We start from the raw sequence: 22,670 nt of genomic DNA, 5'->3' as shown, positions 1-22,670 counted from the left end.
AATGGCCATTATGAGCCGGGGAAGAACGGTTTACCCAACGAGGCCGGCATGTTGACCCTGATCCACGTGGGGTTGCGGGAAATCAGTGCGAGTACCACGATGGTGGCCAGATAGGGCAGCATGGTCAGGAACTGGCTGGGCACTTCGACGCCGATGCCCTGCAGGTGAAACTGCAACATGGTGACCCCGCCGAACAGGTAGGCGCCCAGCAGCACACGCGCCGGCCGCCACGTGGCGAAGGTGGTCAGCGCCAACGCGATCCAGCCTTTGCCGGCCACCATGCCCTCCACCCACAACGGGGTGTAGACAACCGAGATGTAAGCGCCCGCCAGGCCACACAGGCCGCCCCCGGCCACAACCGCCAGCCATCGGATGAGGCGAACCGGGTAGCCCAGGGCGTGCGCAGACTCGGGTGACTCGCCCACGGCCCGCAGCACCAGGCCGGCACGCGAGCGGTACAGGAACCAGATCAGGCCGGCAACCAGCGCCATGGCCCCATAGACCAGCGGATGGTGGCGAAAAAGCGCCGGGCCAATCAGCGGCAAATCACCCAGCACGGGCAGGACGAACTGGGCTCGCTCCGGCAGCTTTTCCTGCACATAGGCAATACCGGCAAAGGCCGAGAAGCCGAGCCCGAACAGGCTCAAGGCCAGGCCGGTGGCGTACTGGTTGGTGTTGAGCCAGATCACCAGCACACCAAACACCGCGGCCAGCAAGGCCCCGGCGCCGATCCCCGCAGCGAATCCGGCCCAGTCACTGCCCGTATGAACCACCGCCGCGAAACCGGCGATCGCGGCACACAACATCATGCCTTCGGCGCCGAGGTTGACGATGCCGGCTTTCTCGTTGATCAGCAGGCCGAGCGCCGCCAGTGCCAGAACGGTCCCGGCATTGAGTGTTGCCGCAATCAGCAACGCATAGGCGTCCATCAGCGTGCTCCTTTCTTCCACCGGATTCGGTAGGCGATCAGGGTGTCACAGGCGAGCAGGGCAAACAGCAACAGCCCCTGGAAAACCCCGGTGATCGATTTGGGCAGACCCAGGCGCGACTGCGCCAGCTCGCCGCCGATGTAGAACATACTCATCAGGATCGCCGAAAACACCATGCCCACCGGGTGCAGGCGCCCGACAAAGGCAACAATGATCGCGGCAAAGCCGTAGCCTGCGGGCACATACGGTGTCAGCTGGCCGATCGGACCAGCCACCTCGAGAGCGCCGGCCAGACCGGCGGCGCCGCCCGAGACCAGCAGCGCCAGCCACAGCGCCTTGCGGGAGGAAAAACCGGCATAGCGGGCGGCGGCCGGCGCCAGGCCACCCACCTGCTGCGCGAATCCAGCCCGGGTGCGAAACAGGTAAATCCACAATGCCGCTGCGCCGGCGAGGGCCAGAATCAGTCCGACGTGAACTCGCGATCCCTCCATCAGCCGGGGAATCTTGGTGACGGATTCAAAGGTTTTCGACTGGGGAAAGTTGTATCCGCCCGGGTCTTTCCACGGCCCGTAGACCAGATAATTGAGCAGCTGGATCGCGACATAGACCAGCATCAGGCTCACCAGGATTTCATTGGCGTTGAAGCGGTCGCGCAGCAGCGCGGTAAGCCCCGCCCAGGCCATGCCCCCCAGCACCCCGGCCACCAAGACGGCCGGCACGATCCAGGCGCCGGTGTCCTTGCCCGCCAGCAGTGCCACACCACCGCCCGCAATGGCGCCGAGCACAAACTGCCCCTCGGCCCCGATGTTCCAGACGTTGGAGCGGAAACACACCGCCAGGCCGAGCGCAATCACCAGCAGGGGCGTGGCTTTGACCATCAGCTCGCCCACGGCGTAAGGTGTTCTGATGGGTTCCCAGAAAAAGACCAGCAGACCCTTGACCGGATCCTTGCCCAGCAACGTGAACAGGGCCAGACCGATCAGCACGGTGATGACCAGCGCCAGGATCGGCGAGCCGTAACTCCAAAGCGCAGACGATTGGGGCCGCGGTTCAAGCCGGATCATGCGCGACCTCTTTACTGCTGTGCTCCACATCGGCCAGGTGCGCCTGCACCGCCGGACTCCACAGCCCACTCATCCATTCGCCGATCTGGCTCACGGTCGCCTCGGCCCGGTCCAGTGAAGGCGAAAGCCGGCCATGCGCCATGACATGTAGTCGATCGCTGATTTCGAACAGCTCGTCCAGCTCTTCGCTGAAGACCAGCACCGCACAGCCGGCGTCGCGCAACGCCAGGATCGCGCCCCGGATCTGGGCCGCCGCACCGACGTCGACACCCCAGGTCGGCTGCGAGACGATCAACAGTTTCGGCTGCGCATCGATCTCCCGACCGACAATGAATTTCTGCAAATTGCCACCGGACAGTGAGCGCGCCGACGCATCCGGCCCGTTGGCCTTGACATTGAACCGACTGATCAATTCCTCGGCTTGCCGTCGCAAGTCGCCCAGCCGAATCCAGCCCCCGGCACCGACCGCATCATCGCGGGTCAACAGCAAGTTCTGCGCGAGACTGAGCGCCGGAACCGCACCGCGTCCCAGTCGCTCTTCCGGCACAAAATGAAGACCCAGCGCCCGGCGCGGACGGGGACCGAGGGCGCCCACCGGGCGCCCATCCAGCCACACCATCTCGGCCGATGCGCGGGTGTCTTCACCCGACAGGGCATACAGCATTTCCCGTTGCCCGTTGCCCGAAACACCGGCAACACCGACCACCTCCCCGGTGCGTACCGCCAGGTCGATGTTGTGCAAGTCCACACCAAAATGGTCCTCGCGCGCCAGCGACAGGTTGCGCACTTCGAGCATGACGCCCCCCGTCTGCGGTGCCACCCGCTCCAGCGCGGGCGGCTCGGCGCCGATCATCAGTCGGCTCAGGCTGGCATTGGATTCCTGGCGCGGGTCGGTCACCCCGGTGACCTTGCCACCGCGCAGCACGGTGCAGGCGGTGCACAGTTCGCGGATTTCGTGCAACTTGTGGCTGATGTACAGGATGCTGCACCCCTCGGACGCGAGCTTGCGCAGCACGACAAAAAGCTTGTCCACCGCCTGGGGTGTCAGCACGGAGGTGGGCTCGTCCAGAATCAGCAGCCGCGGATCGGTCAGCAGTGCGCGAATGATCTCGACTCGCTGCATCTCCCCGACGCTCAAGGTATGAACCGGACGCGCCGGGTCCAGATCCAGACCGTACTCCGCCGCTTTCAGGCTGATCCGCTCACTGACCTGGGACAGACTCAGCTGCTTGTCCAGCCCCAGCCAGACGTTTTCCGCCACCGTCAAGGTATCGAACAGGCTGAAATGCTGGAACACCATCGCGATACCCAAGGCACGCGCCTCCTGCGGATTGCGGATCACCACTTCGCGGCCATCAAACCGCATCTGCCCTTCGTCGGGCTTGACGCTGCCGTAAATGATCTTCATCAGCGTGGACTTGCCCGCGCCGTTCTCCCCCAGAACCGCGTGAATCTCGCCGGCCCGCACGCTCAGGGCAACACCGCTGTTGGCCACCACGCCGGGATACCGTTTGGTGATGCCGCTGAGAAGCAATCGGAGCTCACCCATGGCGCGCCACCCTGTTTGTGAAGTCTTTTTGGTCAATACCCAGCATAAAAAGGTCTTTTTTTGCTATTCTTTTCGAAGTTCAGCGGCAACTGCCTTCACCCGGTCGCGCAACCAGCGCGCCGGTCGCGACGCATGGGTACGTTCATGCCAGAGCTGGTAGTACATCAGGCGCGGAAAGGCAATCGGACAGGGCAGTATCTTGACCGGGAGACGATCGACGTACCGCTCACAGTACTGCCGACCTGTCGTCAAAACAAGCAAACTTGATGCCACCATGCTGGGAATCAGGCCGAAATGCGGACACCGGGCAGTGATGTTTCGTTGCAAGCCCAGCGAATCGAGGTGGTCGTCGATCACGCCCCGCGCCCCCGGGTGGGTTGGGGTCGGCGCGATATGTTCCGCCTCCAGCCAGGCCTGACTATCCCAGCCACGTCGCACAGCCGGGTGGTCCTGCGCAACCAGGCAAACCACTTCATCGCCGAAAAGGCGCCCGAGATGCAGGTGATCCGGCGGCGTCGGCCAATTGCCTATCACGACGTCGACCTCGCCTTGGGCCAGACGGGCGCGATAGTCGCTCTCAGCGGAGAGGGGATGGATTTCGATCGGGCAATGTGGCGCCTGCGCCTTGATCTGTGCGACCAGGCGCGGCAGGAACAGGGGGTCGAGGTAGTCGCTGGCAGCGATGCGAAATGTGTGCCGTGCCGTGGTGGGTTCAAAGCCACGTGCGTCAGAGAACAGCGACTCGGCGGCGCGCAGGATGCTGGCGGCGGGCTCGATCATCTGCAGGCCGGCATCGGTAGGCACCATCGCGGAGCCCGACCGCACCAGCAGGGGATCGCCCGCCAGGTCACGCAGACGTTTGAGCGACGCGCTGACCGCCGGCTGGTACATCCCCAGCCGGATCGCCGCACGTGACACGCTTCGCTCGGTTAACACGGTATGCAAGACCCTGATCAGATGGAGATCAATCTTGTCGAAGAGTGTCTGATCGCGCATACGTTCGTCAGAATGAAGTCCATAACAGGATCGGAATGCCCGGCCACCACGGCCGCCCTACCCTCGCGCAAGAGGACTGCTTTCATGGACAAGGTCAAACCCATTCGGATTCTTCGTCGCGGCCAGCCGGTGCGCCTGGACAATGTACCACCCGACCGGACCCTGCTGGAATTGCTACGCGAAGACTTGCGCTGCACTGCAGTCAAGGAAGGCTGCGGCGAGGGCGACTGCGGCGCCTGCACCGTGGTGCTGGGCGAAGTGGTGGACGGCGAGTTGCGCCACAAAGCCATCAACAGCTGTATCCGGCTCGCGCACTCGGTCGACGGCATGGCCGTCTATACCGCAGAGGACATTGTGTCGCCTGGCGGCGAACTGCACCCGGTTCAGGAAGCCTTGGTCCGGTGCCACGGGAGCCAATGCGGCTTCTGCACGCCCGGGTTTGTCATGAGCCTTTTCGGCATGTATGTGAATTCACGCGGTGGTCAAGGCATCACCCGCGCGCAGGCTCAAGCCGATCTTTCTGGCAATCTCTGTCGCTGCACCGGATACCGGCCCATCCTGGAGGCAGCGCAACAGATGGGCGCCCTGCCCTTGCCCACTGGGTGTGCAGTGAACGCCAAAGCCACCGTGGCGGCGCTTCTTGATCTGCGCCCCCGGTCCGCGTCCCGCACCACATACCGGCGCCCGACCCGCCTGAAAGCCCTGCTGCAGGCCCGCGCCAACGACCCCAGAGCCCAGGTTGTCGCCGGCACCACGGATGTCGGCCTGTGGGTTACCAAGCAACACAAGCGTTTTGCCTCGGTGCTGGACGTCACCGCCACGCGGGAGTTGCTGCGTGTCGAGAACTACCCGCACCATGTCGCCATCGGCGCCGCGGTGACGCTGACCGACGCCTTTGATGCGCTCGTGCAGATCCGCCCCCATCTGCGGCGCTTTGCCGAGCGTTTTGCCGGTCTGCCGGTACGCAATTCGGGCACCCTGGGAGGCAATGTGGCCAACGGTTCGCCCATCGGCGATTCCATGCCCCTGCTCATCGCGCTTGGGGCCAGTGTCGTCCTGATGCGGTGGAAAAAGGGACGCACCAAGGGCGAGGTCGCGCACCGCGAGCTGCGGCTGGAAGACCTCTACACCGGCTACCGCACCAATGTCATGCATTCCGACGAGCTATTGTGCTGGATCAAGGTGCCAAAGCCCATCCCCGGGGAAATGTCTCGCGTCTACAAGGTCAGCAAACGGTTCGACGATGACATTTCTGCCATCTGCCTGGCCATCAACCTGACCGTGACCAACGGGGTGGTGCGTGGGGCCTCCATTGGCGTCGGTGGCGTTGCGGCCGTGCCGGTCCGGGCTGCCGGCACCGAGACAGCCCTTGTCGGCCAGCCCTGGAACGAAACCACAGTGATGAACGCCATCGCCAGGCTGCGCAATGAGTTCCAGCCGATCTCGGACATGCGGGCCAGCGCGGCCTACCGGCAAACGGTGCTGGGCAACCTGCTGCGCCGCTTCTGGCTGGAAAGTGAGGGCCTGACCGACATCAACCTCGAAAACCCGCTGGAGGTATCCGCATGAATGCCCCCGAATTCCAGCCCGTGACAAGCGGAACTGGCCCGAATGCCGGACTGCCCCAAGGGGGCGACAGTCCGCCTGGGGGGCGCCTGCCCGCGTCTGCGGTGGAGTGTGGGAACTCCAGATTTCACGAAAGCGCATGTGCCCAGGTGGCTGGCGCTGCCGCCTACATCGACGACATTGACGAGGTGCAGGGTACCTTGCACGCTGCGCCTGTGTGCTCTCCCGTGGCCCATGGCGTGCTCAAGGGTATCGACGCCACGGCAGCACTGAATATGCCGGGGGTGTGGGCTTTCATCGGACCTGAGGACATCCCGGGCGAGCAGACACTTGCCGCCTTTGCTCACGACGAACCGGTTTTTGCTGTGGGAACGGTGCAATTTCTCGGTCAGGTGGGCGGACTGATCGTGGCCAACGATGCCATGACCGCGCGCCGAGCCGCCCGCCTGGTGAAATGGAATATCGAGCCACTGGAGCCGATCCTCTCCCCCCAGGAGGCGCATGCGAAAAAGAGCTATGTGCTGCCGCCGGTGCATGTCGCCCGTGGCGATGCGGCGGGCGCTTTGCGACGCGCGCCAAACCGGCTTGCCGGGGCGTTCGAACTCGGCGGGCAGGAGCACTTTTACCTGGAGGGACAGATTGCCTATGTGATCCCCCAGGAGCAGAACCAATGGTTGGTCTGCAGCAGCACCCAGCATCCCGGCGAAGTGCAGCACTGGGTCTCACATGCGCTGGGTCTGGCCAACCACGCGGTGACCGTTTCCTGTCGTCGTATGGGCGGGGGTTTCGGCGGGAAGGAAACCCAGGCCGGTCATCTGGCGGTCTGGGCCGCCATTGCAGCCCGGAAGCTGCAGCGCCCGGTGAAGCTGCGACTGGACCGCGATGACGACTTCCTGATTACCGGCAAACGCCATCCTTTTGCCTACCGCTACAAAGTCGGCTTCGACGAACGTGGTCGCCTGTGCGGACTCGATCTGGAGATGCTGGCCAGTTGTGGATTCAGTGCCGACCTTTCCGGACCGGTGGCCGACCGCGCCGTATTTCATAGCGACAACGCGTACTTCCTGGAAGACGTTGTCATTCACTCGTATCGGTGCAAGACCAACACCCAGAGCCACACCGCATTCCGAGGTTTTGGCGGCCCTCAGGGGGTAATCGTGATCGAGCGCATCATGGGAGACATTGCCCGCCATCTGGGTCTTGATCCGCTGGATGTCCGCATGGTCAATCTGTACAGCGATGAAGTCATTGCACCGGAAAGTCTCGTCGGGCCGGTACGCCGCCGGGATACCACCCACTACCAGATGCGGGTCGAAGACAACATCCTCCGCCCCCTGATGACCCGTCTGGAGCGCAGCGCAAACTATCGGGAGCGTGTGGGGCAGATTGCCCGGTGGAATGCCTCCAGCCCGGTCATCAAGCGCGGGATCGCACTCACTCCGGTGAAGTTCGGCATCAGCTTCACCGCGACCCTGTTCAATCAGGCGGGCGCGTTGGTCCATGTCTACACGGACGGCAGCGTTCAGGTCAATCACGGCGGCACCGAGATGGGCCAAGGCCTCAATACCAAGGTGGCCGCGATCGTGGCCGATGAACTGGGCGTGCCTTTCAACAGGGTTCTGTCGACGGCTGCCGACACGAGCAAGGTGCCCAATGCCAGCGCAACTGCGGCGAGCAGCGGCACCGATCTCAACGGACGCGCGGCCCAGTACGCCGCCCGACAGATACGCCAGAACCTAGCCGCGTTTGTCGCGGGAATGGACGGCTGCGGTGCCGGGGCCGTTCGCTTCGAGGCTGGTCAGGTCGTCACGGACAAGACCACACGCGCATGGGAGGACGTGGTTCGCGCCGCCTACGCCAACCGCATTCAGCTGTGGAGTGACGGTTTCTACCGCACGCCAAAGATCCACTATGACAAGGTAACGATGCTCGGGCGGCCGTTTTACTATTTCGCCTACGGTGCCGCGGTAACCGAGGTCGCAATCGATACACTGACCGGTGAAAACCGGGTGCTAAAGGTCGACATCCTGCACGACGTCGGGCGCAGCATTAACCCGGCCATCGATATCGGGCAAATTGAAGGCGGTTTTGTGCAGGGTATGGGTTGGCTAACGACCGAGCAATTGGTGTGGGACAGCAAGGGGATGCTGCGGACGCACGCGCCCAGCACCTACAAGATTCCGGCGACCGGGGATGTTCCGGAGCATTTCACGGTTTCCCTGTGGCCTGAGCCAAACCCGGAAGACAACGTCTTTGGCAGCAAAGCGGTGGGGGAACCGCCCTTCATGCTCGCCATCAGTGTGTACGAAGCCATCCGGGACGCGGTCGCACAGGCGGGCGGTCAGGCGCAAGCCATGAATGCACCGGCAACGCCCGAAGAAGTCCTATCGGCGCTCTGACCTCGCAGGACAGTCGATTGGCTACCCGGCGGCTCGCCGGCGCAGCCAGCGCATGAGCGCTCCGAGAACCGGTATCTTCTCGTAGAGCTCTTCGGCCGCATCCCAGTAGTCGCGGTGCATTTCAATGCGTCCGTCTTCACCCAACTGCAGGTAGGAGCCGCCATGGATGACTTGAGAAAGCCCCGCGCGATCGCTGCGGAATCGAAAGTGGAACTCCCAGACGAGGAAACACTGGCGACCGTCCAGAACCCGCCTTGTCACGACAAATCGCGGCTCATCCAGCGTCCGGAACATGTGCTCGAACACCGCACGAATCGCCCCGACGCCTTGCACGTCGTTGAACGGGTCCTTGAATCGTGCATCGTCGGCATATATCCGAGCAATATCACTCAACGACGCCGGAGTGAGGCTTTCGAAATAGGCGACAACGCGCTCGACGCTGATCGACAGGGTATTCACAGTCCGGTAGCGCGATGAATCAAAGGAAAGCTGACGCGGTAGGGCAGCAACCGAAGCATTTTTACCCACAGCGTAAACCGTCGTGGGAAATGAATGTCGAAACGTCCCGCGGCCCAGCCTTCAATCATGGCTTTGGCCGCTGCTTCGGGCGTGATCAGAGCGGGCATGGTGAAGTCGTTTCCGGCGGTCAGGGGGGTCTGCACGAAGCCGGGGTGAATGACGCTCACGCCCACGCCGTGTTCCGACAGATCGAGGTGCAGGGTTTCGGCCAGGTGCGTCAGCGCCGCCTTGGTAGGGCCATAGGCCAGCCCGTTCGGAAGTCCGTGAAAGCCCGCCACACTGGAAACCAGACTCAAATGGCCATGACCTTGAGTGAGCAATTGCGGGACGACCGCAGAGCACACGTTCAGAGCGCCGATGTAATTGACATCAAGATGACGGCGCATTTCTTCCAGGTCCATCGACACGGCCCGCATCGGTTTGTAGTGTCCGGCGCAATAGAGAACCAGATCCAACGGGCCCTCCGCGGCAATCATCCGCGCGGCGCGCGTCACTTCACGCTCGTCCGTCGCGTCAAGGGGGCAGGCACGGGCGTTCGCCATGCCGCGCACCAGTTCATCCAGAGTAGTTTGGCTTCTGGATGAGACAAACACCGTCGCCCCCCGGTCGTGCAAGGCTCTCGCGGTGGCGGCACCAATGCCCGTGGATGCACCGATCAGCCAGACCCGCAACCCTTTCCAATGCAACAAGCGGGGATTCGCCGCGCCAAAGAAGCCGGGGACCACGGGGACTCTTTCGGGCAGAGGGGCCGCCCTCTGGACAGCCAGCGGGGAATGGGCCATGGTCAGCGTCCCGACCGACGGACAAAGGCCAAGGTGACTTCGCCGAGACGAAACCCCAGCTTGCTCATCTCTGCGCGGTTCAGCATGACGCGGTCGTCCATGAGGTACATCCAGTCGTCGAACTGCACTTCGATGACCGACTTATCGAGCGGCAACATCAAGGTGTAGTTCCACCGGAACGCGTTGCCCTGGGTCTGGCCTCTTGCTTCGCCTTTCACGTCGTCCGCCGTGCCGACGTATCGCCCATCGCCGAGGTGGCGCAGACGCCAGATCCGCTTCTGGCGCTCACCGTCCGAGTAGGTGAAGTCCTCGTCCAGAACGCCGGATTCACCTTGCCATGAACAATTCATCACTACCGTGAAACGGCGAACCACCTTTCCGCCGCGGTCGGTGAATACGCCGTACCCATCGACCACCCCGTTGAAGTAGCGACGCAGGTCAAGTTCGGGGCGCTCGTTGGCGTAGTTCACAATCTCGGGACCAGCGCAGCCGGCCAACATCCCCGCCCCGGACACCAGGGCAGCCGTCACTACCGTTCTTCTTCTCATTGCGAAACCTCGTTGGTAAGGGACCTGCGACCAGCAGGCGTGATGATTGCAAACTGCAGCGCCGCAGCGGCCAGCAACTTGAGCGCGCAGGGCAGCACGCAATAGGCAAACGTCAATGCGACCAGCCCCTCTGGCGCGCGATCGCCCGGGGTATAGCCAAACCACGCGAGCATGGGCAACGCCAATCCGGCCGCCAGCGCCAGATTCAGCTTGGCAGCAAAGTTCCACCATCCGAAGAACGCGCCTTCACGCTTGCCGCGTTCACCGCAGTCGTCAACAATGCCGGCGAGCAGAGCACTTGGCATGGTCAGATCGGCACCTACCGCAAACCCGGACAGGGCGCAGACAACAAAAAATGGCAGAAGGTCCCCAGCTCCCAGAGTCGCCGCCCACACAAATACACCAACCGAAAGCAACATTCCGGTTCGCCAGCTGCGAGCGAGACCAAACCGGGCGACACTCCACGTCCAAGCGGGTATCGACATCGCAGCACACGCGAAATAGGTCAACAGGAATAGCGGCTCCAGTTGCGGGGATGCCTGAAGTCGATCCTGAACGAAAAACAGCACCAGCGTGGCGGGGATCGCACTGGCAATGCCGTTGATGAGGAAAACCGCCATCAGTCGTCGGAAAGGCCCCTGGCCCCACGGGGAGAATGTCGCGTTCGTCAGCGCGGTCTGCCCGAGCGGAGGTGAAACGCTGCGTGCCCAACAGACCCAGCCGACGGCAAGTAACAGGGCGAATACCCCAACAGTTGGCGCCAGTCCGGCAACGGACGGCAAAACGGCAGCAAGCAAAACACCCACAACCGCCGCCCCCTCCCGCCATGCGACCACGCGGCTGCGCTGAGTCTCCGTTCCGCCCAAGCGCGCTCCCCATGCCTGATGGGCCACCGCAACCACACTGTACGCCGTGTACGTGAACACAAGCGATACCCCCGCCCACATCAGAATCGCGCCCGTGCCGGCAGTCACCACGGACAGCGGCGGAAAAAACAGGGCGCCAAATCCCCCCACGAGGATCAATCCGCTACCCCCAGCGACAGCCAGAAGCGCCCCCGACGAGCGGGCAGCCAAGCGATCGCACCAGCGGCCAATCAAAGGATCGAGTACTGCATCAAAAAGCCGCGCGAGCAGCAGAACCATCCCGAGTGCCGCCAATGGCGCGCCGAACGCGCGGGCGTAGTGGTTTGGCAAGAGCACGTACAAGGGCAAGGCGACGAAAGCCAAGGGCAATCCAAGGAATCCATAGGCAATGCCGTGTCTCCACCCGCCAGATCCGACGAACAGAGCCGCTGGATGCCCGGGTATGTGCATTACCGCGCTCCAATGACCGGACGAGGACCTGAGAGCAACGCGTCCCGCAGGCCTGGCTGCGATGTTTGGGGCGACAGCCAGATAGCAAAGAAGCGCCGGGAGAACTCAGCGTCGTCGATCGAGGCTTTCAGGCGCCCGTTGAAATAGAACCGCGCTCCCGTGACCGGGTGATGGGTTCCCAGCAACCGATCGCCCGGGTTGACATCAGGAAATGCGGCCGTCATTTGCGCAAGCCAACGTGTCGCTCGTGGCGGATCAATCGGACCTTGGTCTGCCATTTCTTTCAGCGACCGCTCAGCGATGGCAGCACCTTTGAGCGCACGGCGGTAGGTCAGTTCAAGCGCAAGTGGATGGGCTTCAAATCGCCGAAGGTCAGCGCCGCTTGAGGAGAACAGGATCGCGTCGTAGATCGGTACGCCCAGGAACCGAAGCGTGCCCGAGCCGGTGGCGGTCTTGTCGCGAAGCGCGGCTGCGGCATCGCCCGGTTCTGCTGCGACGGCCGCCCCCGCGCAAAGGAGAATCACGGCTGACAAGAACAAGGTACGGAAAAAAGATATGCAGCGCATGATTCAGCCCGGCTTGCGCAAGGTGAACTGCACGACATCGGTGCTGCCGTCCAGAAAAGCGGCTTCACAATACGCCAGGTAGAACTCCCAGATCCGCAAAAACCGCGCGTCGAATCCTAAAGACAGCACCTCGTCTTTTCTTTGCATGAATCGCTCGCGCCACCATCGCAGCGTGTGAGCGTAGTCCTTGCCGAAACACAGCTCGTCAACGACCTCAAGACCGGCTCTTACGGCATTCGCACGGAAGGCGGAAGGGCTCGGCAGACAACCACCGGGGAAAATGTATTGCTGGATAAAGTCCGTACCGGACAAATAGCGCGCGAAATGCTCATCGGCGATCACGATGCTCTGAATGCAGGCTCGCCCCCCCGGTTTGAGCAGGCGGCTCACCTGTTCGAAGTAGGTCGGCCAGTACTCGTGCCCGACGGCTTCCACCATCTCGATGGAACAGATTGCATCGAACGGCTCATCGGCGATGTCGCGATAGTCCTGCAATCGAAGGTCCGCGCGGTTCCCTGCCCCAAGCCGGTCAAGCCTCTCTCGCGCGTACGCCAGCTGTTCGGTCGACAGAGTCACCCCAACCACGTTGGCTTCGAACTCGAGAGCTGCCTTCTCGGCCAGTGCGCCCCAACCACAGCCAATCTCCAGCACCCGATCACCAGCCCGAACCCCAGCCATCGCCAGCGCCCGCCGCACCTTGGCATGTTGCGCCTCCTCCATGTTCAAATCCGGGGATTCGAACCAGGCCGAAGAATAGTTGTGCGTTGGGTCGAGCCAGAGCGCGTAGAACGCGTTGCCCAGGTCGTAATGCGCGTGAATATTCTTGCGGCTGTTTGCGCGGCTGTTGCGGTTGAACCGGTGACGCAGGCGGTAGATCAGTCCGCCCCACCAGCTGCCGTGGATCAGCGACTCCAGATGAACACGATTACGTAAAAGCAACGTGAGCAGTTGCGCCAGGTCCGGCGTCGACCAATCGCCCCGAAAGAACGATTCCGCCATTCCGATATCGCCGGACTTGAGCACTTCGGCGAAGAGCCGCCAGTTGTTCAAGCGAAGGTTGGCGTGGGCGCCACCCTCCACCCCGAATCGACTGACGGAACCGTCGGGAAGTGTCAGTGAAAGGCTTCCGTGTTCGATGGTTTGAAGACACCTGAGGGCAGGTCGTGCGACCGCTGGTACGTTTCTGGCGGATACGTCGTTGGCACTGCGGGCCGGCAAGCTGCTGCTATTCATCGCTATCGTTTCCTTTTCAGTTCGATTTGCCAGCGACCAGGGTCACCTGTCGCGGCGGAGCCGGGGGCTGTCGGTAGAAGGGGAGGCGCTTCAGCCACAGCTTCAGCGCCTGCCAGTGGATCCGAGCCACCACCAGCGCGGTCATGGCGGGGTAACCAAGGATGGCTCGCCACCGCGTCGCCGGATTCAACGCACTGACGGCGCCGCTGATGCTCGTGGTCAGCACAGGGCTTTCCTGGGCAGCATCAGTGAAATATTCGATGCGCGCGACAACCCGCGGCGGCGACGCCGGACCTGAACCGCCGGCGGTCGCCATAAATCGAAAGCGGTACCTGCCCTGAACCGGGCAGAACGGCGAGACGTGAAATGCCTTTTCTGCTTCACAGTCAACGCCGTACCGGGGCGCGTCCAGGAGGTAGAAGTGACGCTCCCCGAAGGTATTGTTGACTTCAGCAAGCACCGCGCGCAGGCGTCCGTCCCGACGATGACAGAACCAGAAACTGACCGGCTTGAAGACAAAACCAAGGACTCGCGGAAAGGTCAGGAGCCATACTTCACCAGTGACGTCATCCACACCATGGCGGGCCAGAACTTCGTCAAGCCATTGAAGGGAGTCGTCCCGTCCGTCGCCATGGTCGCGGTCATGGAAACTGAGGGCTCCACCACGATTGCGGTGCAAGACGGGCGAGGCGGTGTCTCGCAAGGATCTCATGGGCAACCACAGGAAGAAAACCGGGTAGTTGAATGCGTTGGGCTGAGGTTCGGCGCGCGAGTGACGGACCTCGCCAAAGGCGATTCCTGCTACACCGTCTCTGGACGGCGGAGAAAGGCGTGCCGGGCGCATCACGCCTCTCCCGCCACCGCCTTTGCGGAACCGCGGAAATGGCGGGCCAGACCGGGATGGTTCGCCATCTGCCCGGCCACCTGTTGTCCGCTCTTGAGACCATCCTCGTGAAATCCGTAGCCGCACCAGGCCCCGGCATACCAGGTTTGTTCAGTTCCCTGAATTGCCTCGATCTGCGCTTGCGCCCGGATCGCCCCAAGGTCAAACACAGGATGGTCATAGGTCCATTCCCCCAATACCAGGGAAGGATCGATCGATTCCAGCGGGTTGAGCGAAACGATCACCGGCTGCTCCACCGGCAGTGGCTGTAGCCGGTTGATCCAGTAGTGGAGGCTAACCCTGGATGCCTCCTGTTCACGATCGCTGGCACGGACATAGTTCCACGCCGCCCAGGCCTTGCCAGATTTCGGCATGACCGAAGCGTCGGTGTGCAGCACCGCCCGGTTCGGCTGATAACGGATCGCTCCAAGCACGGAGCGTTCAGATTCGGTTGCGCCCGCGCCCAGCAAACGAAGTGCCTGATCGGTGTGACAGGCCAGCACGACGGCATCGAAGCGTTCCGCGCCTTGGTCCGTGACAAGGGTCACCGAGCCCGGTGTCCGCAGAATCCGGCGTACCGGCGTTCTCAGCCTCACGTCACCCAAACGCGCAATCAGCCGTTCAACATAGTTGCGCGAGCCGCCAGGCACCGTATACCACTGGGGACGATTTTCGATCTGAATCAAACCATGGTTGTGACAGAAGCGGACCATCGTCACGACCGGAAATCGCAACATCTGATCGGTCGGACAGCTCCAGATGCAGCCCAGCATCGGTAACAGGTACCAATCGCGAAACGCTGCGGAGAAGCCGTTCCTGTTCAGAAACTGTTCGAGCGGCTCCTCCATATCCTGGCAGGCCGCGTCATCCAGTCGCTCCGCCGCCAAACGGGTACACAGGCGGTTGAACCGGACGATTTCAAGCAACATGCCCCAGAAACGCGGTCGAATCAGATTGCTCGGTTGGGCGAACAATGTCCGCAGGTTTGAGCCGCTCCATTCCAGCGTTCCGCCGCCAAGCCCCGCTCCGGGAGCCTGAACCGAAAACGACATATCCGAAGGCGCAATAGCCACCCCGAGCTCGGAAAACAGCGCCAGGAGTTGCGGATAGGTCCGCTCATTCAAAACCAGAAATCCGGTGTCAACGCCAAACGTCTGTTCCGCACCGTCGCGATCGCGCAATGTCACGTCGACCGTATGCGCGTGACCACCAAACCACTCCGCAGACTCGAAAAGGGTCACATCGGCTCGGTGGCGAAGGGCATGGGCCGCGCCAAGCCCCGCCACGCCAGATCCGACGACAGCGACCCGCCGCCCTCCCGGACCACCACCCAGCGCAAGACCCGAGACATCGTTGTACATAAGCTTCCTCTGATTCGACTTTGAAGACCGGAATTGATGAGACTATTTTTTTACTGCTCGGTCACATTGTTTCTTTTTGGTCTGTTTATATCCAGTTTCGTGCAAATTAACCACTCAGCCAGTATGGCTACTTCCGCAGTTTGAGGCGGTTTGCCACCGAGGGGTGAGGATTCTGACGGTCCGTAGAATCCGTCCTCGACCTACCCGCCAAACCGAAAAAATCGAACCCCATGCATTACTCCCTTTCCCACCACAAGCTCAAACTCATACTTTCCGCGCAAGGTCTCAAGACCGGCGATGCGGGCGGCATTGACCGCTTGTTTGGTGGCGCAGACGGCTACTACTGGTTCGGGACCCTGCGCGACATGTGCCCTGAAGGCAAAACCCTGTCCTGGGAAAATCAGTACGCCATGGTCGCAGCCATCCAGGCTCATGAAAACGCCAGCGCCGCAGAAGACGACATGCCGGCGGAGAAGCCCAGCGCTGCCCATATCGCGGCAATCTCCAAGCTGCTGGCGGATCCGGTCTGACCATGCCCACGGACCGGCCACTGAACGTTGCCGTCTATGGCGCAGGCGCGGTCGGCTGTTATTACGGCGCGTTGTTGGCCAGGGCCGGCCATCAGGTCACCGTGATCGGACGCCCCGAACACGTCCAAGCGATAAATGCGCAAGGCCTTCGACTTCAGTCGCGGGACTTCGATATCAAAGTGGCGGTCCAGGCGACCACGGAACCCGTTGGGGTTCTCGACGCCGAACTGATTCTGCTCGCCGTGAAGTCCCCGGACACCGAGCGCGCCGGCCAGCAAATGCACCCTCATCTTGCACCGGGCACCGTGATCATCTGCCTTCAGAACGGGGTTGACAACGCTGAGCGACTGCGTGCGGTCTTACCCGGTTTCAAAGTCTCGTCCGCTGTGGTCTATGTCGCGTCGGAGATGGCTGGCCCTGGCCACGTGCGGCATCACGGCCGTGGGGAATTGGTCATCGAGCGCGCAGCCATGCCCGAGCGCGTCGGTCAGGCATTCCGCGCCGCCGGCATTGCGGCCATCATGGACGAAAACGTCCGCGGCGCGTTGTGGGCGAAGCTGATCCTCAATTGCGCCTACAACGCCTTGTCAGCGGCCGGACACATGGCCTATGGTGACCTGATTCGCCAGCCTGGCGTCGAGGACGTCATGGAGGCCGTCGTGGCCGAATGTGAGGCCGTGGCGGCGGCAGACGGTGTCGCCATACCCGGGGATATCAGGCTGGCGGTGCGCCGCATTGCCGAAACGATGCCCCGACAGCACTCGTCGACTGCGCAGGATCTCATGCGCGGAAGGCCCAGCGAAATCGACTACCTCAACGGCCACATCGCCCGCAGGGGGAAGGCGCTGGGCATTGCGACCCCGGCGAACACCGCGCTTTGGGTCACCACCCGCCTGGCCGAAACCTGGCAGACCGGTCAGGCCAACGCAGCCTCGTCCTGAAGGTCCATGACCAGGGCCCGGGTATCAAACTCGGGCTGTTCCGGAGCATCGCGCAGGCCGAGTCGCCGCGCCATCTCCAGCATGCGGGTGTTCTCCTGCAAGACGACCGCTTCCAGTCGCCGTGTCCCGTTCGCCCGCAGATAACGGATCAGTTTGTCCATCAGAATGCGGCCTAATCCCCCCCCTTTGAGCTCCGAACGAACGATGACACCGAATTCGGCACTGATATTGTCCGGATCCGTCATTGCCCGGGCGACCCCCAGGGTCTGCAAGAGTCCATCAGGCCCGGCCGCAACCGCAATGAAGGCCATCTCGCGGGTGTAGTCGATCTGGGTCAGCCGCGCCAGTTCGCTGCGCTCCATGGTTCTGCGGGTGTAGAAAATCCGCAAGCGGATGTCTTCCGGGTCAAGATGCGTCAGAAACTCGATATGGCGCAGTTCGTCATCCGGGCGAATTGGCCGCAACACAAGCTCTCGGCCTTTCCAGACGACGGTTTCGACGAGTTCAGCGGGATAGGGACGAATGGCAAACCGGGCCGCCCCGCCCGCGTTTTGTGCAGTCACACGAATTCGCGCGTCCAGGGCGACCACGCCCTCCGGGCTCGCAATCAGCGGATTGATGTCGATTTCGGCCAGTTCGGGCAAATCAGCCAGCATCTGCGACACCTGAATCAGGGTCCGGTGTACCGATTCGAGGTCAGCAGGCGGCACGTCACGCCATCCACGCAGCAGGCGCGAAACCCGCGTCCGTGCAACCAGCGAGCGGGCCAGTGGTTCGTTGAGCGGCGGAAGGGCAATCGCACGATCAGCAACCAGTTCGACCGCGGTTCCCCCTTGCCCGAAAAGGATGACCGGGCCGAAGACCGGGTCCACCGCAGAGCCAATGATCAGCTCTTGTCCGTGGCGACGCCGAACCTGACGCTGAACCGTGAGGCCAACGCGCCGAGCATCCGGACGCAAGCGGGCAACCCGCTCCAGCATGGACCGCGCCGCCTCGACCACGGCATCCCTGTGGTCAAGTCCCAGTACGACTCCACCCACGTCCGATTTGTGCGAGATCTCCGGCGAAAGAATTTTCAGAACCACGGGATATCCGATTTCGTCGGCGACGGATGCCGCCATCTGCGGATCGGCAGCAACCGTGCGAGTAGACGCGACCGGCACACCACAGGCCTGAAGAACGGCTTTCGCCTCCGGCTCGGTCAGCAGTTCGCGCCCCTGATCCAGAACATCGCGGATGACCTGACGCGCTGCCTTGATGTCCATGCTGGCTGCTGCGGCCCCCAGCGGCGAAGCGTCCGCAGGAGGCGCCTCAATCAGTTCCTCCTGGTTGCGGTGATAGGCCCGCAGCATGCCAAACGCCTTGACCGCGTCTTCCGGGGTCGCAAAGCCGGCAATACCGGCCTGGGAGAAAACGTCGCGGGCCTCGGCGACACCCTGACCACCCAGCCAGGAGCTGAACAGACGTCCTGTCAGCGGTTTGGGCATGACAGCAACCGCGCGAGCAATGTCGGCACTCGGAACAATCGCCGTCGGTGCGTGAATGAAAAGAACGGCGCCGGCCTGCGGATCGTCGGCAAGCACTTCGAATGCCCGCAAATACCGGTCCACCGGCGCATCACCGATGATGTCGACCGGGTTGCTCTGTGACCAGTTGCCAGGCAAAACAGCGTCAAGCCGCGACACGGTTTCTGCTGACAACTCCGCCAGCGGAACATCCGATCGGGCCGCCGCGTCGGCCGCCATGACACCGGCACCGCCCCCGTTTGTCAGAATGGTCAGCCGCTCGCTGCGGTTGGCTCGAAACCGGGTCAGTGTCTCGGCCGCCAGGAACAGGTCCTGCAGGGTATCCACGCGCAACATGCCGGCCCGGGAAATTGCCGCGTCATAGACACTGTCCGCTCCTGCCAGAGCGCCCGTGTGAGACGCGGCAGCCCTTTGACCCCGCTCTGATCGTCCGCTCTTGACCACAATGACCGGCTTGTTGCGGGCTGCCGCCCGCGCGGCCGACATGAATTTGCGGGGCGATTCGATGGACTCGACATACAAAAGCACCGCCCGCGTCCGGCAATCGGTGGCCAGGAAGTCCAGCATGTCCCCGAAGTCGACATCGATATGTTCACCCAACGAAACCACCTGCGAAAACCCGATTCGCTGCGCCCGGGCCCAATCCAGCATGGCAGTCACCAAGGCGCCCGACTGTGAGACAAAAGCGAGATCGCCGCGATCGGCGCCGACATGCGAGAAACTCGCGTTGAGTCCCGCATGGGGTGCGATCAGCCCGATACAGTTGGGACCCAGCAAGCGCAGCAGATACGGACGGGCGGCGTCACGAACCGCCTGCTTGTCCGAGGCCGTCAGACCGGCGGTCAAGACCACCGCCGCCTTGGTACCGCGGGATCCAAGCTCGTGCACCAGAGCGGCAACGGTCGGAGCCGGCGTACAGATAACGGCCAGTTCAGGCGCTTGGGGAAGTTCATCTACCCGGGCGTAACAGCGCTGTCCGTCCAGCTCCCGGTACTTAGGATTCACCGCCATCACCGGCCCTTTGAAACCGGCCGTCAGCATGTTGCGCCAGACCGTGGCGCCGACACTTGCCAAACGGGGCGATGCACCAATCACCACCACCGAGGACGGATCGAGCAGCGAGTCCAGATTTCGAATACTCACAACAGTCACTCCACAAACACAGGGACGAACCCTAGGTTACCGGGAAACATCCCGAATGGAGGTCTGTGTGGTGTACTTTTCTGGGGTCACCCCACTAAGCGAGGTAATGACGGATCGTCATCGGATGTCCTCGATCGCGACACGTTTGTCGGTCACCTGCGGAACAATCAGCGCATAGCCTTGGTTCTGCCAATGCACCAATTCGGTCATTGCCGACGGCGCAATCTCGATGAAGGACTGCATGTCGGCATCCTGATAGCCGTAGTCCGACAAGGCGAGGCCACAAACACGAAAGCGAACGCCCTGTTCAACATAAGCTCGCATGCGCTGAACGACCTCCTGGTAGCGATCTTCATTCTTGCGCGCCACGGTGACGATTTCCGTACCATGCAGCAGCACCACAACACTCATGTCTTCCGGGAAAAAGCTGTAGGGCGCCTCTGTCAGCGGGTTCACGAAAGCCCGTAGCCAGAACAAGGCGGCGCCCATTTTGGCGGGGTGGTCGAGATAGACATCAAACAACACCTTGGGCCTGGCATAAGGAGTCTGGACGCGACGACCCTGGGCTGCGGTGCCACCTGCGCCCATCGCCAGACCGGCGGCCAACGCAAACGCCGCTCGCCTGCTCATCGTGGAAATCACAGTTTTGCTCCTTGCATTTCTGGATGCGATGGCCGCAGCCACACGCTCCGACCGCAGTGTAGACCCGTGGGAAAATGCCCACATGTCCGAATTCGACTGCGTCATTCTCGGCGGCGGGATCGCTGGCGCCTCGCTGGCCTGGCAGCTGGCAGGGTTCCATCGCGTGGCAATCCTGGAACGAGAGACCCAATGCGGCTATCACACGACCGGCCGCTCGGCGGCCCTGTACCTCGAATCGTACGGTCCCGCCGGCGTGCGCGCGCTGACGCGAGCCAGTCGGGGATTCCTGTGCTCGCCGCCCGACGGCTTCGCCGAGGTTCCCCTGCTGGCGCCGCGCGGCGCGCTGCACCTGGCGTTTCAGGGGCAGGAGATCCTGCTGAAGAACTCTCTGGCCGAGCTCTCGGCAGTCTGCCCCGACCTGGTGGTGCTGGACGCGGCGGCCGCATGGGAGCTTGCACCCTGCCTGCGCCGAGACAGGTTGATTGGCGGCCTGCTGGAGCCGGGTGCGCAGGATATGGATGTTGACGCGCTGCATCAGGGCTATCTGCGCGGCGCACGGCGGCTCGGCGCCCAGGTTCGCACCGACATCCGCATTGAATCGGTGGCACGGGCAAACGGGAACTGGCGCCTGCGGCTGGCCGACGGTTCGGGCATCGACACACCACTGCTTGTCAACGCCACCGGTGCGTGGGCTGACGAAACCGCCCGCCTTTGTGGTGCCCGACCTGTCGGCGTGGAGCCGCGACGACGCAGCGCGTTCACCTTCGAGGCTGGGGCAGATGATGAGCCGTCGCGCTGGCCTGCCCTGATCGCGATGGATGAAGGCTGGTATATCAAGCCGGGTCATGGTCGTCTGCTGGGTTCGCCGGCGAACGCCGACCCGACAACGCCCCACGATGTGGCCCCCGAGGAGATGGACATTGCCACCGCGATTTACCGGATCGAAGAAGCGACCCGCCTGACGATACGTCGGCCAACCAGCACGTGGGCAGGCCTGCGCACCTTCGCCCCGGACGGCGAAATGGTCATAGGGTTCGATCCGCAATGTGAAGGCTTCTTCTGGCTGGCAGGTCAAGGGGGCTATGGCATTCAGAGTGCCCCAGGGGCCAGCGATCTGGCGGCCTGCCTGATTCGCGGAACGCCGTTGAGCAGCGTACTCATCCGGTCCGGCGTCAGCCCAGACGCATTTTCGCCGGCCCGTTTTCACCCGACCTGAGTGCCCCGGACCCAGGCAGACGAATGGGGGAGTTAGCGCACCGAATTGCCTGGGAAAAAATTTTCGCCGGGCGAAACCAGCGGTGGCTCAAACTCCGGCCAGAGACCGCAACCCGTTGGGGTCGACCAGGTTGACGACCCGACCGGAGCCACTGATCAGGCTTTGCTCCCGAAGGTGGCGCAAGACACGCGAGAAAGTCTCGGGCGCAATACCCAGCTGGGCTGCGATGATGCGCTTGCGCTCACGCAGCAAAACCGCCATCGAACCAGGCTCACCGACCGGCTCGGCATGGCGCAAAAGCCATTCGGCGCAGCGCGCTTCGGCGTCTTTGGCCAATCGGCTGACGGCCAGCTCGGTCTGCTGGCGATGTGCGCGCGCAACATCCAGCAACACAGCCCGCGCGGGCGCCGGCATGGCACTGAGATGGGCTTCAAAGACCCGCAGCGGAACGCGGCGAACCGTCACGGCGCTTTCGGCCCGCGCATCGACGGCACTGGGCAGCCCCAGCACCGCCGCCGTGGCCTCCAGCCAGAACGGCCCCTGCACCACACCCAGCTGGTGAACCAGTTCGTCGCCCTCGGTCAGGCCCAAAGCCACCCGTCCGGCTTCGACATGAAGGACTTCGTCCAAGGTCACCCCCCGACGGAGCAAGGGCGACCCGGCCGGCAGCGTTTGCAAGCCAACAGAGGAATCGAAGGTCGGAGAGGTCAACATATTTGCGCACTGTGCCGCGCAACCGGAGCACCGGCTTTGACCCACGTCAACCGAGCGCAAGGTCGAATCGGAGCGGCCGCGCCCCGGGTTGGACGGGCGAAAGCCCGTCAGGCCTGGGTGCAGCCCGTGTGGCACACCGCCGCCCGCCCCGCCGACTTCCCCGCATGCCCCGAGCATGGCATTTACCGCAATTCTTTACGTTTTCGAGCTGTACCCATCATAAAAAGGTCGCTTGTTGCTATACTTA

At 62.8% G+C, this 22,670-nt stretch carries 20 protein-coding genes; 5 read left to right on the top strand and 15 right to left on the bottom strand.

The features are described from left to right. Positions 1 to 8: 8 nt before the first annotated feature. The 4 genes from AC2EBU_RS13030 to AC2EBU_RS13015 form a co-directional block, all read right to left on the bottom strand. Complete coding sequence (locus tag AC2EBU_RS13030; RefSeq protein WP_484610858.1) at positions 9 to 929, bottom strand: ABC transporter permease; 921 nt, start codon at positions 927 to 929, stop codon at positions 9 to 11. Beyond that, positions 929 to 1,993 carry an ABC transporter permease gene (locus tag AC2EBU_RS13025; protein WP_484610857.1) on the bottom strand — a complete coding sequence of 355 codons (1,065 nt, stop codon included), beginning with the start codon at positions 1,991 to 1,993 and terminating at the stop codon, positions 929 to 931. The genes AC2EBU_RS13030 and AC2EBU_RS13025 overlap by 1 nt, the downstream gene beginning before the upstream one ends. Continuing rightward, positions 1,980 to 3,542 carry an ABC transporter ATP-binding protein gene (locus AC2EBU_RS13020; protein ID WP_484610856.1) on the bottom strand — a complete coding sequence of 521 codons (1,563 nt, stop codon included), beginning with the start codon at positions 3,540 to 3,542 and terminating at the stop codon, positions 1,980 to 1,982. Before AC2EBU_RS13020 ends, AC2EBU_RS13025 begins: the two co-directional genes overlap by 14 nt. A gap of 63 nt (positions 3,543 to 3,605) precedes the next feature. Further along, positions 3,606 to 4,538 carry a LysR family transcriptional regulator gene (locus tag AC2EBU_RS13015; protein WP_484610855.1) on the bottom strand — a complete coding sequence of 311 codons (933 nt, stop codon included), beginning with the start codon at positions 4,536 to 4,538 and terminating at the stop codon, positions 3,606 to 3,608. An 84-nt stretch (positions 4,539 to 4,622) separates the two neighbouring features. On the opposite strand from AC2EBU_RS13015, the gene xdhA reads away from it, so the two are divergent. Together xdhA and xdhB are read left to right on the top strand one after the other, a co-directional pair. Further along, positions 4,623 to 6,107, top strand: a complete 1,485-nt coding sequence (xdhA, locus tag AC2EBU_RS13010) for a xanthine dehydrogenase small subunit (protein ID WP_484610854.1) — start codon at positions 4,623 to 4,625, stop codon at positions 6,105 to 6,107. Then, entirely contained in the window at positions 6,104 to 8,503 is a 2,400-nt protein-coding gene (gene xdhB / locus AC2EBU_RS13005; protein WP_484610853.1) for a xanthine dehydrogenase molybdopterin binding subunit, read from the top strand. Before xdhA ends, xdhB begins: the two co-directional genes overlap by 4 nt. A 21-nt stretch (positions 8,504 to 8,524) precedes the next feature. On the opposite strand, the gene AC2EBU_RS13000 is transcribed toward xdhB, so the two are convergent. The 8 genes from AC2EBU_RS13000 to AC2EBU_RS12965 all read right to left on the bottom strand — a co-directional run bounded on the left by AC2EBU_RS13000 (position 8,525) and on the right by AC2EBU_RS12965 (position 15,711). Then, entirely contained in the window at positions 8,525 to 8,962 is a 438-nt protein-coding gene (locus tag AC2EBU_RS13000; protein ID WP_484610852.1) for a nuclear transport factor 2 family protein, read from the bottom strand. Next, on the bottom strand, positions 8,959 to 9,693 hold the full coding sequence (locus tag AC2EBU_RS12995; RefSeq protein ID WP_484610851.1) for an SDR family NAD(P)-dependent oxidoreductase: 735 nt from the start codon (positions 9,691 to 9,693) through the stop codon (positions 8,959 to 8,961). Before AC2EBU_RS12995 ends, AC2EBU_RS13000 begins: the two co-directional genes overlap by 4 nt. Before the next feature lie 113 nt (positions 9,694 to 9,806). Beyond that, complete coding sequence (locus tag AC2EBU_RS12990; protein ID WP_484610850.1) at positions 9,807 to 10,352, bottom strand: DUF3833 domain-containing protein; 546 nt, start codon at positions 10,350 to 10,352, stop codon at positions 9,807 to 9,809. Further along, positions 10,349 to 11,668 carry an MFS transporter gene (locus AC2EBU_RS12985; protein ID WP_484610849.1) on the bottom strand — a complete coding sequence of 440 codons (1,320 nt, stop codon included), beginning with the start codon at positions 11,666 to 11,668 and terminating at the stop codon, positions 10,349 to 10,351. The genes AC2EBU_RS12990 and AC2EBU_RS12985 overlap by 4 nt, the downstream gene beginning before the upstream one ends. Continuing rightward, positions 11,668 to 12,234, bottom strand: coding sequence for a chalcone isomerase family protein (locus AC2EBU_RS12980; protein WP_484610848.1), 567 nt, complete (start codon positions 12,232 to 12,234; stop codon positions 11,668 to 11,670). The genes AC2EBU_RS12985 and AC2EBU_RS12980 overlap by 1 nt, the downstream gene beginning before the upstream one ends. A gap of 3 nt (positions 12,235 to 12,237) precedes the next feature. Further along, positions 12,238 to 13,467 (bottom strand): class I SAM-dependent methyltransferase, encoded by a 1,230-nt coding sequence (locus AC2EBU_RS12975; RefSeq protein WP_484610847.1) that lies wholly within the window; start codon positions 13,465 to 13,467, stop codon positions 12,238 to 12,240. A gap of 16 nt (positions 13,468 to 13,483) precedes the next feature. Next, complete coding sequence (locus AC2EBU_RS12970) at positions 13,484 to 14,311, bottom strand: DUF1365 domain-containing protein (RefSeq protein ID WP_484610846.1); 828 nt, start codon at positions 14,309 to 14,311, stop codon at positions 13,484 to 13,486. Continuing rightward, positions 14,311 to 15,711 (bottom strand): NAD(P)/FAD-dependent oxidoreductase, encoded by a 1,401-nt coding sequence (locus AC2EBU_RS12965; RefSeq protein WP_484610845.1) that lies wholly within the window; start codon positions 15,709 to 15,711, stop codon positions 14,311 to 14,313. The genes AC2EBU_RS12970 and AC2EBU_RS12965 overlap by 1 nt, the downstream gene beginning before the upstream one ends. 230 nt (positions 15,712 to 15,941) lie before the next feature. Between AC2EBU_RS12965 and AC2EBU_RS12960 the strand changes: the two genes are divergently transcribed. Together AC2EBU_RS12960 and AC2EBU_RS12955 are read left to right on the top strand one after the other, a co-directional pair. Then, complete coding sequence (locus tag AC2EBU_RS12960) at positions 15,942 to 16,241, top strand: hypothetical protein (RefSeq protein WP_484610844.1); 300 nt, start codon at positions 15,942 to 15,944, stop codon at positions 16,239 to 16,241. A 2-nt stretch (positions 16,242 to 16,243) separates the two neighbouring features. Continuing rightward, positions 16,244 to 17,182: a ketopantoate reductase family protein gene (locus AC2EBU_RS12955; protein WP_484610843.1), complete on the top strand. Its 939-nt coding sequence runs from the start codon at positions 16,244 to 16,246 to the stop codon at positions 17,180 to 17,182. Here AC2EBU_RS12955 and AC2EBU_RS12950 read toward each other — a convergent pair. Beyond that, positions 17,158 to 19,851 carry a bifunctional acetate--CoA ligase family protein/GNAT family N-acetyltransferase gene (locus AC2EBU_RS12950; protein WP_484610842.1) on the bottom strand — a complete coding sequence of 898 codons (2,694 nt, stop codon included), beginning with the start codon at positions 19,849 to 19,851 and terminating at the stop codon, positions 17,158 to 17,160. The genes AC2EBU_RS12955 and AC2EBU_RS12950 overlap by 25 nt on opposite strands. A gap of 117 nt (positions 19,852 to 19,968) precedes the next feature. Next, positions 19,969 to 20,493, bottom strand: a complete 525-nt coding sequence (locus tag AC2EBU_RS12945; protein ID WP_484610841.1) for a DsrE family protein — start codon at positions 20,491 to 20,493, stop codon at positions 19,969 to 19,971. An 82-nt stretch (positions 20,494 to 20,575) separates the two neighbouring features. Here AC2EBU_RS12945 and AC2EBU_RS12940 point away from each other — a divergent pair, with 82 nt between their 5' ends. Beyond that, entirely contained in the window at positions 20,576 to 21,709 is a 1,134-nt protein-coding gene (locus AC2EBU_RS12940) for an NAD(P)/FAD-dependent oxidoreductase (RefSeq protein ID WP_484610840.1), read from the top strand. An 87-nt stretch (positions 21,710 to 21,796) separates the two neighbouring features. Here the strand turns inward: AC2EBU_RS12940 and AC2EBU_RS12935 are convergent, their stop codons facing one another. Next, positions 21,797 to 22,423: a Crp/Fnr family transcriptional regulator gene (locus AC2EBU_RS12935; RefSeq protein WP_484610839.1), complete on the bottom strand. Its 627-nt coding sequence runs from the start codon at positions 22,421 to 22,423 to the stop codon at positions 21,797 to 21,799. Positions 22,424 to 22,670: the final 247 nt, after the last annotated feature.

The organism is Curvibacter sp. T50 (genome assembly GCF_057219955.1).
Note: the sequence above shows the minus strand (reverse complement) of the source record. Positions and strands in the feature narration are given on the sequence as shown.

Excerpts from the sequence above, each read along its gene's own strand:
- AC2EBU_RS13030 (WP_484610858.1), bottom strand. The coding sequence starts at position 929 with ATGGACGCCTATGCGTTGCTGATTGCGGCAACACTCAATGCCGGGACC.
- AC2EBU_RS13025 (WP_484610857.1), bottom strand. The coding sequence starts at position 1,993 with ATGATCCGGCTTGAACCGCGGCCCCAATCGTCTGCGCTTTGGAGTTAC.
- AC2EBU_RS13020 (WP_484610856.1), bottom strand. The coding sequence starts at position 3,542 with ATGGGTGAGCTCCGATTGCTTCTCAGCGGCATCACCAAACGGTATCCC.
- AC2EBU_RS13015 (WP_484610855.1), bottom strand. The coding sequence starts at position 4,538 with ATGCGCGATCAGACACTCTTCGACAAGATTGATCTCCATCTGATCAGG.
- xdhA (WP_484610854.1), top strand. The coding sequence starts at position 4,623 with ATGGACAAGGTCAAACCCATTCGGATTCTTCGTCGCGGCCAGCCGGTG.
- xdhB (WP_484610853.1), top strand. The coding sequence starts at position 6,104 with ATGAATGCCCCCGAATTCCAGCCCGTGACAAGCGGAACTGGCCCGAAT.
- AC2EBU_RS12990 (WP_484610850.1), bottom strand. The coding sequence starts at position 10,352 with ATGAGAAGAAGAACGGTAGTGACGGCTGCCCTGGTGTCCGGGGCGGGG.
- AC2EBU_RS12985 (WP_484610849.1), bottom strand. The coding sequence starts at position 11,668 with ATGCACATACCCGGGCATCCAGCGGCTCTGTTCGTCGGATCTGGCGGG.
- AC2EBU_RS12980 (WP_484610848.1), bottom strand. The coding sequence starts at position 12,234 with ATGCGCTGCATATCTTTTTTCCGTACCTTGTTCTTGTCAGCCGTGATT.
- AC2EBU_RS12975 (WP_484610847.1), bottom strand. The coding sequence starts at position 13,467 with ATGAATAGCAGCAGCTTGCCGGCCCGCAGTGCCAACGACGTATCCGCC.
- AC2EBU_RS12970 (WP_484610846.1), bottom strand. The coding sequence starts at position 14,311 with ATGCGCCCGGCACGCCTTTCTCCGCCGTCCAGAGACGGTGTAGCAGGA.
- AC2EBU_RS12965 (WP_484610845.1), bottom strand. The coding sequence starts at position 15,711 with ATGTACAACGATGTCTCGGGTCTTGCGCTGGGTGGTGGTCCGGGAGGG.
- AC2EBU_RS12960 (WP_484610844.1), top strand. The coding sequence starts at position 15,942 with ATGCATTACTCCCTTTCCCACCACAAGCTCAAACTCATACTTTCCGCG.
- AC2EBU_RS12955 (WP_484610843.1), top strand. The coding sequence starts at position 16,244 with ATGCCCACGGACCGGCCACTGAACGTTGCCGTCTATGGCGCAGGCGCG.
- AC2EBU_RS12940 (WP_484610840.1), top strand. The coding sequence starts at position 20,576 with ATGTCCGAATTCGACTGCGTCATTCTCGGCGGCGGGATCGCTGGCGCC.
- AC2EBU_RS12935 (WP_484610839.1), bottom strand. The coding sequence starts at position 22,423 with ATGTTGACCTCTCCGACCTTCGATTCCTCTGTTGGCTTGCAAACGCTG.